This window comes from Gammaproteobacteria bacterium (assembly GCA_032250735.1).
Lineage (GTDB): Bacteria > Pseudomonadota > Gammaproteobacteria > SZUA-152 > SZUA-152 > SZUA-152.
The window spans coordinates 256,047-268,997 of record JAVVEP010000001.1 but is presented as its reverse complement, the minus strand read 5'-3'; the positions used below and the strand labels follow the sequence as shown (position 1 = coordinate 268,997).

The 12,951-nt window shown below is 59.0% G+C and carries 15 protein-coding genes; 14 read left to right on the top strand and 1 reads right to left on the bottom strand.

Features of this window, described 5'->3' with window-relative positions; translation table 11 throughout:
• Window positions 1-120 precede the first annotated feature (120 nt).
• The 11 genes from RRB22_01215 to RRB22_01165 all read left to right on the top strand — a co-directional run bounded on the left by RRB22_01215 (window position 121) and on the right by RRB22_01165 (window position 9,460).
• The gene (locus tag RRB22_01215) at window positions 121-1,761 is read left to right on the top strand and encodes a hypothetical protein (protein ID MDT8383015.1); all 1,641 of its coding nucleotides are present in this window, start codon (window positions 121-123) and stop codon (window positions 1,759-1,761) included.
• A 39-nt stretch (window positions 1,762-1,800) separates the two neighbouring features.
• Window positions 1,801-2,115, top strand: coding sequence for a hypothetical protein (locus RRB22_01210; protein MDT8383014.1), 315 nt, complete (start codon window positions 1,801-1,803; stop codon window positions 2,113-2,115).
• A gap of 1 nt (window position 2,116) precedes the next feature.
• Window positions 2,117-2,590 carry a hypothetical protein gene (locus RRB22_01205; GenBank protein ID MDT8383013.1) on the top strand — a complete coding sequence of 158 codons (474 nt, stop codon included), beginning with the start codon at window positions 2,117-2,119 and terminating at the stop codon, window positions 2,588-2,590.
• Window positions 2,590-4,497, top strand: a complete 1,908-nt coding sequence (locus tag RRB22_01200; protein MDT8383012.1) for a LamG-like jellyroll fold domain-containing protein — start codon at window positions 2,590-2,592, stop codon at window positions 4,495-4,497. Before RRB22_01205 ends, RRB22_01200 begins: the two co-directional genes overlap by 1 nt.
• A complete protein-coding gene (locus tag RRB22_01195) occupies window positions 4,497-4,820 on the top strand; it encodes a hypothetical protein (protein MDT8383011.1) in 324 nt (107 codons plus the stop codon). The genes RRB22_01200 and RRB22_01195 overlap by 1 nt, the downstream gene beginning before the upstream one ends.
• Before the next feature lie 12 nt (window positions 4,821-4,832).
• On the top strand, window positions 4,833-5,240 hold the full coding sequence (locus RRB22_01190; protein MDT8383010.1) for a hypothetical protein: 408 nt from the start codon (window positions 4,833-4,835) through the stop codon (window positions 5,238-5,240).
• Between the two features lie 33 nt (window positions 5,241-5,273).
• Window positions 5,274-5,510 (top strand): hypothetical protein, encoded by a 237-nt coding sequence (locus tag RRB22_01185; protein MDT8383009.1) that lies wholly within the window; start codon window positions 5,274-5,276, stop codon window positions 5,508-5,510.
• Between the two features lie 2 nt (window positions 5,511-5,512).
• Window positions 5,513-7,096: a DUF935 domain-containing protein gene (locus tag RRB22_01180; protein MDT8383008.1), complete on the top strand. Its 1,584-nt coding sequence runs from the start codon at window positions 5,513-5,515 to the stop codon at window positions 7,094-7,096.
• Window positions 7,097-7,268: 172 nt separating this feature from the next.
• Window positions 7,269-7,574, top strand: a complete 306-nt coding sequence (locus RRB22_01175) for a hypothetical protein (GenBank protein ID MDT8383007.1) — start codon at window positions 7,269-7,271, stop codon at window positions 7,572-7,574.
• Complete coding sequence (locus RRB22_01170) at window positions 7,567-8,778, top strand: PBECR2 nuclease fold domain-containing protein (protein ID MDT8383006.1); 1,212 nt, start codon at window positions 7,567-7,569, stop codon at window positions 8,776-8,778. Before RRB22_01175 ends, RRB22_01170 begins: the two co-directional genes overlap by 8 nt.
• Before the next feature lie 115 nt (window positions 8,779-8,893).
• Window positions 8,894-9,460, top strand: a complete 567-nt coding sequence (locus RRB22_01165) for a phage virion morphogenesis protein (protein MDT8383005.1) — start codon at window positions 8,894-8,896, stop codon at window positions 9,458-9,460.
• Between the two features lie 27 nt (window positions 9,461-9,487).
• Here RRB22_01165 and RRB22_01160 read toward each other — a convergent pair whose 3' ends face one another.
• Window positions 9,488-10,114 (bottom strand): hypothetical protein, encoded by a 627-nt coding sequence (locus RRB22_01160; protein ID MDT8383004.1) that lies wholly within the window; start codon window positions 10,112-10,114, stop codon window positions 9,488-9,490.
• A gap of 172 nt (window positions 10,115-10,286) precedes the next feature.
• Here RRB22_01160 and RRB22_01155 point away from each other — a divergent pair, with 172 nt between their 5' ends.
• The 3 genes from RRB22_01155 (at window position 10,287) to RRB22_01145 (ending at window position 12,943) form a co-directional block, all read left to right on the top strand.
• On the top strand, window positions 10,287-11,372 hold the full coding sequence (locus tag RRB22_01155) for a phage protease (protein MDT8383003.1): 1,086 nt from the start codon (window positions 10,287-10,289) through the stop codon (window positions 11,370-11,372).
• Window positions 11,373-11,422: 50 nt separating this feature from the next.
• Entirely contained in the window at window positions 11,423-11,824 is a 402-nt protein-coding gene (locus RRB22_01150; protein MDT8383002.1) for a hypothetical protein, read from the top strand.
• A gap of 63 nt (window positions 11,825-11,887) precedes the next feature.
• Window positions 11,888-12,943, top strand: coding sequence for a Mu-like prophage major head subunit gpT family protein (locus RRB22_01145; GenBank protein ID MDT8383001.1), 1,056 nt, complete (start codon window positions 11,888-11,890; stop codon window positions 12,941-12,943).
• Window positions 12,944-12,951: the final 8 nt, after the last annotated feature.

Sequence of the window (12,951 nt, the reverse complement as noted above, 5' to 3'; positions counted from 1 at the left end):
CAACCATGTCTGCCTGACAGGCAGCCTGATTGTTATCGTCGCAGGCGGACCGTTCTGGGCATGGGGCGCCTGTATTGCTGGAGCCCTGTTTTTTCACCAGTGCCTTGCGCGTGGCTGGTAATGCAGGGCGCACCTTCCGACGTCATCCGCACCGTCAGCTGGGAAGAGCTGCCGGCCTCGGTACGCGAAATCCCCGCCGCCCAGAACCCGCTGGCCGATGGCGTGCTGATGCTGCACCAGCAGCAATGGCTGGCGCTGTGTCACGCAGAAGATCTAACCATTTCGGAAAAGGGCCGACGCACCGGCATCACCTACGCCACCGCACTGGACTCATCCATCACCTCCGCCAGTCGCAAGGACGCCGGCGGCGATAACGTCTACTACGTCGGCGACACCAAAGAGAAGGGCCTGGAGTTTATCGGCTACTGCGCACACATGGCCAAGGTGATGGCAATGGCAATGGCCGAAGGCTGGAACGGCATCGAGGTCTTCCTGTTTGAAGACCAGCAGCCGGACGGCACCAGCAAAAACATCACCGCCTATCGCATACGCTTTGCCTCCGGGTTTCAGATCGTCGCGCTGTCCAGCAACCCGGCCAACATTCGTGGCCTGCAGGGCATCGTGGTAATCGATGAAGCCGCCTTCCATGCCAACGTGCAGTCGGTGATCGACGCCGCCACGGCGTTGATCATCTGGGGCGGCAAGATCCGCATCATCTCCACCCACAACGGCACCAACAACCCGTTCAACCAGCTCATCAAAGATGCCAGGTCAAGCCTCAACGCCTTCAAAGTTTTCTATGTGTCGTTTGATGATGCCGTGGCCAACGGCCTGTATGAGCGCGTGTGCTTCGTCAAAGGCTGGGAGCCCACCGAGGAAGGCAAGAAGGCCTGGTACGAGAAAGTCCGCAAGGGCTACGGCGCCAACACCGCCGCCATGCGCGAAGAGCTGGACGTCATCCCGCGCGACGGATCCGGCGTCGCCATCCCCGGCGTACTGGTCGAAAACTGCATGCATGAAAAGCGGCCCGTGCTGCGCCTGGCATTGCAAAGCGACTTTGCCCTGCGCTCTGAAGAGTATCGACGGACGTGGTGTGAGGCGTGGATTAACGTCAATTTAAAGCCGCTGTTAGATAGCCTGAGCCCCGGCCTGGAACATGTCTACGGCGAAGACTTTGCACGCCACGGTGACTTCTCCGTCATCGCGCCAATGGAAATCGGCCAGAGCCTGGTGCGGCGCGTCCCCTTCCTGGTCGAGATGCACAACGTGCCCACGCGCCAGCAAGAGCAGATTCTCTGGACGATCATCAAGGCCCTGCCAAAGTTCCGCAAAGGCGCGATGGACGCCACCGGTAACGGTGCCACCATCGCCGAGTACACCGCCGACAAATTCGGCCACACCCGCATCGACCAGGTGATGCTCAACAACGCCTGGTACCGCGACAACATGGTGCCGTTCCAAACCGCCTTCCAGGACCAGATGCTGGACCTGCCGCAGGATGCCGACATTAAAAACGACATCCGCGCCCTGCAGATGATTGATGGCATCATCAAACTGCCGGGCCTGCGCCAGGCCGACACCAAAAACGCCGCCTTCAAACGCCACGGCGATTCCGCCATCGCCATCGCCCTGGCGTACTACGCCAGCAACCAGGACGCCTGTCCCATCGAATACACCGCAGCCCCCACCAAAGCCAGCCGCTGGGATCCCGATGCGGATGACGTTGGCGATGTGCGGGTTGTTGGCAAGGGGGCTTGGTAATGACAATTGATAAACTGAAAAATAACGGAGACGTATGACATGGCGACATATTTAGAATTACAGACATTACGGTCAAATTCTTTGCTGCGAAACAAGTGCGCTATGGCTATTGCAAAGAAGGCACATGCTATTGCGCAAGAAGCAACTCCTGTCGCTGAGAAAATGGCATGGGCTAAAGCAGCTATTGGTAATCCAGAATCAAAACTGGAGGCGGCAATAAACTATGTGCTGGCAGATAAAAGTGCCGCCACCCTGGCCACAATTATGGGCATCATTGACGGCGATACTGACACTAATGACGCGATCGTTCAGGCCGCCATTGACGAATCAATTGACAGATTATTAGGGGTGTAAAATGGCATACACAGCAGGTACAAGAACTGCACTGGCCAATACTGACCGGCTGCACTCAAACGCTAACGGCGTGGCGGAGGCTTTTGGTGGGATTGATAATTCGAGCGGTAAGCTGGACTATTCAATCAATCTACAAATCCCTATCAACGCCAGCGCGGTAGCTGGGACTTATGACGTTTATTGCGTGACATCGCAGGACGGAGTTGAGTGGGATGCCAATATTGATCCAGCGAACGTGGGTGATGTAGCGGCTAAGGTTGATGCTGCTCCTGAACTGAAGTGGGTGGGCAGTTATACAACTGTATATAACGCATCGAATCGCGCAGAGGTCGAGGTCAATATTGATTCGATTAATGCGGTGCTTGGGTGTTCTGTAGCCCCGCAGTTTTTCGGTTTCGTTGTAGACAACAATTCCGGGCAAACCATTCCGGCATCTGGGGCGGACGGTGATTCAGTAAGCATAGATATTACCTAATGCCACTAATTTTCCAAAAACGACCGTGGACTCGGAAGCCGCCCTCGGGCGCTCAACCATCCAGTGAGTTTGCAAAAGATTTGTGGCAGTTTATCGTGCCAGCTGCTGCTGGTTGGGCGAATATAGCGCCGCAGACCAGGGGGGATTGGAATTTGGGTGGCGGAACGCTCGCCCCCAGTATTAGCCGCTCACTAGGGCGCAGCTGGGTGTTTCCAGAAAATACGAGCAATGTGGCGTGCCAGTTACATGCTGGCGCGGGAGGCAAGGTCCGCCCGAATAAGCCGATTACAATTATGGCGCGCGTTAATATGCACCAGACTAATAAGTATGGGCAGATTATCCTCGCAGACTCAGATACTGGGTGGAATCCTGGCGGATATTTCAAGCACTACAATTTCATCATAAATCCCACGAATCATTACGCTACGAAGTTGTTCTTCCGCTGGACTGATTCTGCGCTTGCCATCCATACACATATCACGCCCAATGCTGTCGCCACTGTTAATGAGGTTACGGTGGTCGCGGTCGTTTATGATTTTTCCACGCTTAGATTTTTTGCTAACGGTGTGGAGGTCCACTCAGTCGCTATTTCGTCGGACTTCCAGGCGGAGCCAATAGATCACGCGTCTGGTTTTATTAGGGGGCTTTGGTCTGATTCTTCAAACGGCCCACACTGTACTGGCGATTTCCTTGCGATCCACAACAGGGCGATGAGTAATGAGGAAATTGCTTACTACTCAGAAGATTTTAATGGGCGGGCATTTCGGCCGCGCACCCAATACATTCCTGTTTCGGCAGGAGGCGGCCCTCAAATACTCACCCCTTCCGCCATCGCCAGCGCCGAGGCCGTCGGCGCGGCAACGGTTGCCCCTGGGGCGGTGGTGTTGCTGCCTGGCGGCATCGCTAGTGGTGAGGCCTTTGGCGCGCACAGCTTGTCTGCCATCTCCACGATCATTGCGCAGGCCATCGCTTCCCTGGAGGCGATGGGCAGCCCTGCGGTATTGCCTGGCACGGTGGCGGTGCAGCCGTCCGCCATTGCCAGCGCCGAAGCTATTGGTGCGCCAACGGTTGCCCCTGGAGTGGTGGCGGTGCAGCCATCTTCCATTCCCAGTGCCGAGGCCATCGGCACGCATAGCCTTTCCAGTGTCACCACGATCATTGCGCAGGCCATCGCTTCCCTGGAGGCGGTGAGCAGCCCTGCGGTATTGCCAGGCACGGTAGCGGTGCAGCCGTCTGCCATTCCTAGTGCCGAGGCCGTCGGCGCACACAGTCTTTCCAGTGCCACCACGATCATTGCGCAGGCCATCGCCTCCCTGGAGGCGCTGGGCAGCCCTGCGGTTGTCCCTGGCGCGGTGGCTGTGCAGCCGGCTGCCATTCCCGGTGCCGAGGCCTTTGGCGCCGTCACCTTGCTCAATGGCGCGATCTCGCTGCAGCCCCTGGGCATCGCCTCGGCAGAGGCTCTGGGCAGTCCGCAGATTGTGGCCAGCGGCCTGTTGCTGCCGACCGGCATCGCCAGCGCCGAGGCCGTGGGTGCGCTGAGTGTGGCGCCCGGTGCAGTGTCCATTGATGTTGCCGGCATCGGTAGCGGCGAGGCTTTTGGCGCGCTCACGGTGCAGCCAGGCTCGGTGATTATCGTGCCCAATGGTGTGGTGAGTGCAGAGCTGTTCGGTGATGCGTTTGTGATACCGGGCGCCACGGTGATTGCGCCATCCGGCATTGAAAGCGGTGAGCAGTTCGGCTCCATTTTAATCGTCGGCGGTAATGTCTTTATCGGCTGGCTGCTCGGCGCGATTACGGCATACCCGGCGTTGGCCGCACAGGTGACAGCAGCGCCGGCGATGGATGGATCACTGCAGGCCACGCCCGCGCTCGATGGCGACATTAGCGCGCGACCAGGAGACAAATAATGTTAGACGACACTCTCATTCTCAATAGCGACAACATCATCGAGATCCCCGCGCTCACCAACGGCCTCACTGGCGCGGCGGTAAACAATGCCACCGTGCAGCTCACGCTTTTGACAACCGGCGACACGGAGATACCCGGACAGGTCTGGCCGCTGGCGATGGATTATGTTGCCGGCAGCGCGGGCACCTATCGTGCAACGGCAGCCTACACGCTGACGCTCGCACACAAGCAAAAGGTGAAGGCGGTGGTGGTGGCCGATGCCGGCGGCGGCTTTCACCGCGAGTGGCAGAAGTTTTTTACAGTAATCATCGGTTCAAACTAAGGAGCAAAGACAATGCCAAATGCACTATATGACAAAGGCCGCGAGGGTTTTCTGGACGGCTCTATAGACTGGGACACGGACAACATTAAAACCATCCTGGTGGATGCTGCCGACTATGTGGTCGACCTGGCTACCCACCAATTCCTGTCTGACATTATCGCCGGCGCCAGGGTCGCGACCTCGGCCAACATGACCGGCAAGACGGTAACGGCCGGCGTGGCCGATGCGGACGATGTGACCTTCTCTGCCGTGGTGGGCGACCCTTCGGAGGCGCTAGTCATTGTTCAGGACACCGGCGTGGAGGCTACCTCGCGCCTGATCGCCTACATCGATACCGCCAGCGGCCTGCCGGTAACCCCCAACGGCGGAGACATCCAGACGCAGTGGGATGCCGGCGCCAACAAAATCTTTAAGCTGTAAGCGAAGCGTCAATAATCAACGGAGATAGTGATCATGAAAAAATACAACACGATGACGGTGCAGGAGCTGGAAGACGAAAACGCCAGGCTGATGCAGGCCAAGGCCGAGATCCGCGAACAGCAAAAGGAACTGGTCGCCGTGCTCGACGCAAAACGCGCCGATGCTGCGCTGGCCGAGGACGTGAAAAAGCTGCAGGAAAAGCACGGCGCCAAGCTGCAAGTGCTTAACCCCGGTGGCATCGCATCCGCCGAAGGTGTCAACGGAGAATAGCAATGGCAACGTCCCGCATCCTCGACCCGTACGGCCAGCCGTTTCGGCTCAAAGAAATCACCGAGCCGCAAACGGCCCGGCTGGGTCATCTTCGCCAGGAGTTTGCGTCGCATCCGGTGCGCGGGCTATCGCCCGGCAAGCTGGCCCGCATCCTGGAAGAGGCCGAGCAGGGTGACCTGCGCGCGCAGTGTGACCTGTTCGAGGACATGGAAGAAAAGGACGGGCACATCTTCGCCGAGCTGGGCAAGCGCAAGCGCGCCCTGCTGGGGCTGGATTGGGACATCGTGCCGCCGCGCAATGCCAGCAAACAGGAAGAGGACGACGCCGCCTACGCCAGGGACTTCATCCAGGACCTGCCCAACTTCGAGGACGTGCTGCTGGACATGGGCGACGCCATCGGCAAGGGCTTTTCCAATCTGGAACTGGAGTGGCGCCGGGCGGACGGTGAATGGATACCCAAAATCGAATACCGTCCGCAAAGTTGGTTTAAGGTGCGCCCGGATGACCGCAACGAACTGCGCCTGCGCGATGCCACGGTGGACGGCGCCGCGTTGCAGCCCTTCGGCTGGATCAGCCATATCCATAAGGCCAAGAGTGGCTACATCACCCGGGCGGGTCTGGGTCGCGTGCTGGCCTGGCCGTTCCTGTTCAAAAACTACAGCGTGCGGGATCTGGCCGAATTTCTGGAGATTTACGGCCTGCCCATGCGCCTCGGCACGTATCCCTCCGGCGCGTCCGACGACGAAAAGGCCACCCTGTTAAACGCCGTGGTCAACATCGGCCATGCGGCGGCCGGCATCGTGCCGGAGGGCATGGTCATCGACTTCAAGGAGTCCGCCAAGGGCAACAAGGATCCCTACGAGGCGATGATGGACTGGTGCGAACGCACCCAATCCAAGGCCATCCTCGGCGGTACGCTCACCTCCCAGTCGGACGGCGCCTCATCCACCAACGCCCTGGGCAATGTGCACAATGAAGTGCGCCACGACCTGATGGATGCCGATGCCCGCCAGTTTGGCTCCACGCTCACCCGTGACCTGGTGTTTCCCATCCTCGCGCTCAACCGTGCCGGCGTCACCAGCCTGCGCCGCTGCCCGCGCCTGGTGTTTGACACCCAGGAGCCGGAAGACCTGGCGCTAATCTCCGAGGCCGTGCCCAAGCTGGTCGCAGCCGGCATGCGTATTCCCGTGGCCTGGGCACACGAAAAGCTGCGCATCCCGCAGGCGGAAGAGGATGAAGAAACCCTGGGGGCCCCCGCAACGCCCACCCCTCCGACTGACACCCTGCCCATCCCCGCTGCCCTCAAAGCGGGGCTGGCCGCGCTCAAGGCCCGCGCCGAGACCGGCCCGGCCGATGTGGCCGATACCTACACCACCCAGCTGGACGCCGTCACCCAGGCCACCCTGGCCGGCCTCATCGACCCGGTCGCCCAGCTGGTGATGGCCGCCGGCAGCCTGGAAGAGATCCGCGACGGCATCGTGGCACTCAGCAGCACAATGGACGAATCCACCCTGGCCACCCAGATGCAGCTGGCCTTCGCCGCCGTGGACCTGGCGGGGCGTTTTGAGGTGCAAAACGGCCAATGAGGAAATGCCGCCTGAGAGGCTCTGAGAGCCGCGCAGCCGGGAAATGGCTACGCTGGCCCGGCCGCGAACCTTTTAAACGTTTTCGGGCCGATTTAAACGGGGTTAGTGCCGGTTCGGGGTGGGACGGGATGGTGGATGTCGGGGTTTGGCGAATGAGGGGGGATTTTGGGCAATGAGGCCTCTCTTCCTTCCCTTGTACACCCAATATTTCAATGCCTATAAGGACGGCAGCAAAACTGGAGAGCTGCGCCTGTATGGTCCTCGCTGGAATGAAAAAACCTGCACGGTTGGGCGTGAGGTGGTTTTGTCCAAGGGATATGGAAAACAGGCACGGATGATCGGCAAGGTTTGTTTCTTTGCGAAGGTGTACGGCCAACATCTGAACCCTGAAAACAAAAAGGCGGTGCAGGCGATGTATGGAACGCTCGACGTGCTGATTGCATTTATCGGAATTGAAGACCTGAAACCCCATGCCTGAACCCTACGAAAAACTTCCCTTCCCCGAGGCCATCGACTTCTTCCGCCAGAAGCTCAGCCTGCCCACTGAAACCTGGACGGACATCTGGGAGGGCATGCACGCCCGCGCCTTTGTGGTGGCCGGCGCGATGAAGCAGGATCTGCTCACGGACTTTCGCAGTGCGGTGGATCGGGCGATCACCGATGGCGTGACGCTGGACACCTTCCGCAAGGATTTCGACAGTATCGTGCAGAAACATGGCTGGGCGTATAAAGGGGGGCGCGGCTGGCGCTCCCGGGTGATTTACGACACCAACGTGCGCCAGGCATACAACGCCGGGCGTGAACTGCAGATGGCGGATCCGCAGCTGCGCGAGACTCGGCCGTACGGGCTCTATCGTCACGGCGATTCCGCGACACCACGGCCCCTGCATCTGAGTTGGGATGGCCTGGTGCTGCCCCTGGACGATCCCTGGTGGCGAACCCACACGCCCATGAATGGCTGGGGCTGTTCCTGCAAGAAGTTTTCGATCAGCGCGGACGAGGCCGAGCTGCGCGGTTTTAAGGTTGCGCCTGCCGCCCCGAGCGATGGCAGCTATGAGTGGCTGGACAAGGCCACCGGCGAGGTGCACCGGGTGCCGGCAGGCATCGACCCGGGCTTCGCCTATAACGTGGGCGATGCCGCCTGGGGCCGCCAGCTGAGCGAACAGGCGATGGCCAGCTGGAAGGCTCAGGGCGCGAAAGCCTGGGCCCCGCTTACGCCCGGTGGCTGGAAAACCGCCGGGCGCCCTGAACACATTCCCCTGGAAGCGCCCGTGGCTTCGCTGGGGCGTCGCGTCAAATCCGTGGAGGATGTGCAGGCGGCGCTGGAAACCGCGCTGGGTGGACCGGAGAAGGTCTTCACCGTGGCCGGGCAGCCGCTGCTGGTGAATGCGCAAAGCCTGGCACAGCATATTGATGCAAATCGGGCCGAGTTTATACCCCTGATTAACGAGACCTTAAACGACCCTTATGAGGTGTGGTTGAGCTTTGATAAACACCAGGCAACCGGCAAGGTGGTGCTGCGCCAGCGCATCATCAAGGCGGTGGACATCGGCAAGGGCAAGGGGGTGCTGGTGGTGGCCAACGCCGTGAAGGGCATGCTGGAGGCCTGGACGTTTTTACCTACGTCAGACATGAAGTATTTGAAACAGCAGCGCCGGGGCTTTTTGATGCTAGGGCGCTAATTCTGCGCAGGACTGAAATGGGGCCATCACCCCTCCGGCGGAGGTGGGCGGATGCAGCAGCTCAAACGGGGCGCAGCCCTCGCGGCAACATCGAACGCAAAGTATAGGTAACGCCATGAGTAACTTCAAGATCGACCTGACCTACCAGGACCGCGAGGTGCAGGCGCTGTTCAGCAAAATGCAGTCCAAAGGCCGGCACACCGAGCCCGCGATGCGCGACATCGGCGAGGCCATGCTCATTTCCACGGACAAGCGATTTCGCAGCCAGGTAGACCCCGAGGGAAGCGCCTGGGCCCCGCTGAGCCCGCGCACGCTGAAGCACAAGCGCAACAAGAAGATCCTCACCGAGCGTGGCTACCTGCGCGGCAGTATGGCCTACCAGGCGAGCACGAATCGCGTGGTCTGGGGCACCAACTCCCCCTATGGCGCGATCCACCAAAATGGCGGCGAGATCAAAAAGAAGGCCCGCAGCCAGACCCTGGCCTTTAACGGCCGTGGCCGCTTCACCAGCCGCAAGGCCGCCAGCAAGCGCAAGCGCGGCGCCATTGGCGTGGCCTTCACCAGCATCGGCGCGCACGCGGTGACCATTCCCGCCCGGCCGTACCTGGGCGTCTCTCGCGAAGATAGGAAGATCGTGCTGCGGATCCTGCGCCGGCATCTGCGCCCGGAAAAACAGGGTTGAGGAATTATGCTGCTGCCTGGCGGTTTGTTATTTAAACTGCGCTTGTGCGTATTCCCAGGCAGCAGCAAAACCGTTAAGCGCAACCTGGCCGCGAGTATTGTGTAGCTGAACAAAAAGCGTTTCGCCGGTTAGCATCTGTCGGATGAATGCGTTGTCTGACGGGTGCAGCATGGTTGAGCATACGCCACCCCCAGGCCTCCTGACGGGAACAGTATCAGGCTTATGGTTGTCGACTTTGTAGGGCATGTAATCATAATCGCAATAGGGCCAGTATCCTTTGCTGAAGGGCTTGAATGGCTCAACTGCCACTAATGTCGCTCCATAAAAACGGAAGCAAAATTTCGGCTTCGTGTATTTAGGATCCATATAAAATGAATTTTTTTCGTTCGGCTCAAATTGAGCGCAAAGCTTTATTTCTGGAGAGGGCTGTAACGGGTCGTTTATTCTGGTTGTCTGCCAAGCCTGGTACCGTCGATCATAATGCATAACTCCAGATGAGAACGTGCGGACCGTTTCCCCATCCTTACCATCCGCTTGCACTGTATCCGGTTTATTGACGTCAGGATTAATACTGGTTGGCGCTGTTGCCTGGATTGTCGCGCAGCCTGATGCGGCTATTAAAAAGAGGCCAACAAACATCAGTCTAAGATCCATTTAAATTTCCCCCGTGTGAGCGTGAAAGGATAACAAAGAGTAGCAGCATACCGCCGCACCGCGGTCTTGTCATTCGTGAGCGAACAAGATAGCCTTAACCGTCAATTCCCCCGCACTCCCCCGGAACACGTTCCCCCGTAATTTTATCAGTGCATCCCGCTACTCTGGCGGCATGTACGGTATTCCCTCAGCCAAACCCAATTACCTCTCCGGCCAGATCGGCTTCGCCGCTTGCGCGTTTAAGGTCAGTGCGGCCAGCACGGAAGTGCAACTCTTCCCTGCCGGCCGCTTTAAAGCGCGTGACGGTCGACCGAACGAGGTGGACAGCTGGTACATCGACGCCGGGATCGCCCGGCGCCTGATCGCCGATGCCGCACTGCGCACAACCCCTTACCTGATCGATTACGAACACCAGACCCTGCTGTCTAAAGACAACGGTAAGCCTGCGCCGCGCTCGGCAAAATTCACACAGCTGGAGTGGCGTGAAGGTGATGGGCTGTATGCCATTGATGTTGAGTGGACAGCCCAGGCCAAAGCATTCATCGAGAACGATGAATACGAATTTATTTCCCCCGTATTTCCCTACAACAAAACCACCGGCGCGGTGATGGGTTTTTTCCATGCCGCGCTCACCAATGATCCCGCCATAGATGGCATGGAAGGCGTCGCAAAACTGGCGGCCGCTCGCTTCAATTTCAATCCTGAACCTACGGAGAAAAACATCATGAACAAAGCACTGCTCAAGCTGCTCGGCCTGAATGAGGACGCGAATGAAGAAGACGTTCAACAGGCCGTGGCAGCCCTGACCACGAAACTAGCGGCGATGAATGCCGCATTGGTGATAGCGGATGATGATGACGGTGTTGCTGCAATTGCTGCTTTAAAGAGTGCCGTCAGCACGAAACCTGACCCTGCCAAGTTTGTACCAGTGGACGTGGTGAAAGACCTGCAAACACAGGTGGCGGCATTGACCACCCAGATCAATACCGCCCGGGTGGACGACCTGGTCGAGCTCGGGCTGAGCAACGGCAAGCTGTTACCCGCCCAGGAAGAGTGGGCGCGGGATCTGGGCGAATCAGACGTGGCCGCACTGACGGCGTACCTGGAGTCCGCGCAACCCATTGCCGCGCTGAAGGGCAACCAGAGCGACAGCAAGAAGCTCGATGCTGATGACGTCACGCTCAGTGATGAGGCCATCGCGGTCTGCAAACAGATGGGCATCAGCGAAGAAGACTACAAGAAATCCCTGGCCGTCTAGCCCGCCAACAACCCTGACGACACCCAAAAGACAAAGATAAGGAGAAGGACATGCCACTAGTTGCAGATCGAAATACATACATGAAGGACGGTGAGATTATTCCCGTACCGGTAGCGGCTGGTGCCGTTTGCTTCGCCGGCGGTTTGGCGGTTGCGAACGCGACCGGGTTTGCCGCACCGGGATCCGTGGCCACCACGCTCACCTATCTGGGACGCTTTGAAGAGAAGAAGGACAACACTGGCGGCGCGGATGGCGCGGTTGATGTGCTGGTGCGCCGCAACAAGGCCTTTCAGTTTGCGAACTCGGCCGGCGACGCCGTTACCCAGGCCAGCCTGGGCAAGGTCTGCTACATCGAGGACGACGAAACCGTGTCGGCTACCAACGGTACGGGTACGCGATCGGCCGCCGGTATCGTGATCGGCATTGATGCCGACGGTGTGTGGATCGAATAAGCCCGGCATTTTGGCGCGCAGTAAACAGTTTATTTAACAGTTATTAAATACGGAGAAAATGCTATGAAACGCATTGCAGTTTTTATGATAGGAACGATCGCCCTGGTCGGCGTGGCGATGGCCGCCTTTGCGGGCGTGCCGCCGGTTGATTTTCAAACGATGGTAGCGACCGATATCGGTAGCGCAGGATTGCCCATGCTGGGCTTTGCCGGGCTGATCGTTAACAAGGAGTCCCTGGGCGCGGCCTTCACGTCGATCAAGACCATCTTCAACAATGCCTTTGCAGCGGCACCCAGCAACTGGGAGCGGACCACCATGCTGGTGCCCAGCGGATCCAGCCAGAACGATTACACCTGGCTAACGGCTTTTCCCAAAATGCGTAAGTGGGTGGGTGACAAGGTCGTTAAATCGTTGGGTGCCTTCAAGTACTCCGTGACCAATGATGACTTCGAGGCCACGGTCGAGGTGGACCGCAATGATATCGAAGACGACAACCTGGGCATCTATGCACCACAGGCACAGATGGCCGGATTTTCCGCACGGCAGTTGCCGGATGAAATCGACGCCGACCTGAAGAACGCCGCCTTTGCCAGCGAGTGCTTTGACGGCCAGTACTTCTACGACACGGATCACCCCGTCGGCAACGGCGTCGCCAGCAACAAGATGACGAAGGCTTTGTCGGCCGCCACCCGCGCTGCTGCCGATGCCAGTTACGGCGTCGCACGCACGGCCGTGCTGAGCCAGAAAGATGCCGAAGGCCGCCCCCTGGCATTGATCCCCGACGTACTGGAAGTGCCGCCGGCGCTGGAGATGACGGCGCGTAACCTGGTGGAAATGGAAAAGCTGGCCGACGACACGCCAAACCCCTATCGGGGTACGGCCACGGTGATGGTGAATCCCCGCCTGACGTCCACCACTGCCTGGTTCCTGCACGTGACCAACATGCCGGTCAAGCCGTTCATCTACCAGGAGCGTAAGGCACCGGTGTTCGTGTCGCAGACCGACATGCAGGCGGACGATGTATTCAGTCGCAAGAAATACAAGTTCGGCGCGGAAGCGCGTGCGGCGGGCGCTTACGGCCTGTGGCAGTTAAGCCACGGCTCCCTGGGCACCACCTAAGCGCGTAG

Bases quoted from the DNA above. Each gene is read 5' to 3' on its own strand.
- RRB22_01185 (MDT8383009.1), top strand. From the start codon at position 5,274: ATGAAAAAATACAACACGATGACGGTGCAGGAGCTGGAAGACGAAAAC.
- RRB22_01175 (MDT8383007.1), top strand. From the start codon at position 7,269: ATGAGGCCTCTCTTCCTTCCCTTGTACACCCAATATTTCAATGCCTAT.
- RRB22_01160 (MDT8383004.1), bottom strand. From the start codon at position 10,114: ATGGATCTTAGACTGATGTTTGTTGGCCTCTTTTTAATAGCCGCATCA.
- RRB22_01170 (MDT8383006.1), top strand. From the start codon at position 7,567: ATGCCTGAACCCTACGAAAAACTTCCCTTCCCCGAGGCCATCGACTTC.
- RRB22_01210 (MDT8383014.1), top strand. From the start codon at position 1,801: ATGGCGACATATTTAGAATTACAGACATTACGGTCAAATTCTTTGCTG.
- RRB22_01195 (MDT8383011.1), top strand. From the start codon at position 4,497: ATGTTAGACGACACTCTCATTCTCAATAGCGACAACATCATCGAGATC.
- RRB22_01190 (MDT8383010.1), top strand. From the start codon at position 4,833: ATGCCAAATGCACTATATGACAAAGGCCGCGAGGGTTTTCTGGACGGC.
- RRB22_01200 (MDT8383012.1), top strand. From the start codon at position 2,590: ATGCCACTAATTTTCCAAAAACGACCGTGGACTCGGAAGCCGCCCTCG.
- RRB22_01205 (MDT8383013.1), top strand. From the start codon at position 2,117: ATGGCATACACAGCAGGTACAAGAACTGCACTGGCCAATACTGACCGG.
- RRB22_01150 (MDT8383002.1), top strand. From the start codon at position 11,423: ATGCCACTAGTTGCAGATCGAAATACATACATGAAGGACGGTGAGATT.
- RRB22_01155 (MDT8383003.1), top strand. From the start codon at position 10,287: ATGTACGGTATTCCCTCAGCCAAACCCAATTACCTCTCCGGCCAGATC.
- RRB22_01165 (MDT8383005.1), top strand. From the start codon at position 8,894: ATGAGTAACTTCAAGATCGACCTGACCTACCAGGACCGCGAGGTGCAG.
- RRB22_01215 (MDT8383015.1), top strand. From the start codon at position 121: ATGCAGGGCGCACCTTCCGACGTCATCCGCACCGTCAGCTGGGAAGAG.
- RRB22_01145 (MDT8383001.1), top strand. From the start codon at position 11,888: ATGAAACGCATTGCAGTTTTTATGATAGGAACGATCGCCCTGGTCGGC.
- RRB22_01180 (MDT8383008.1), top strand. From the start codon at position 5,513: ATGGCAACGTCCCGCATCCTCGACCCGTACGGCCAGCCGTTTCGGCTC.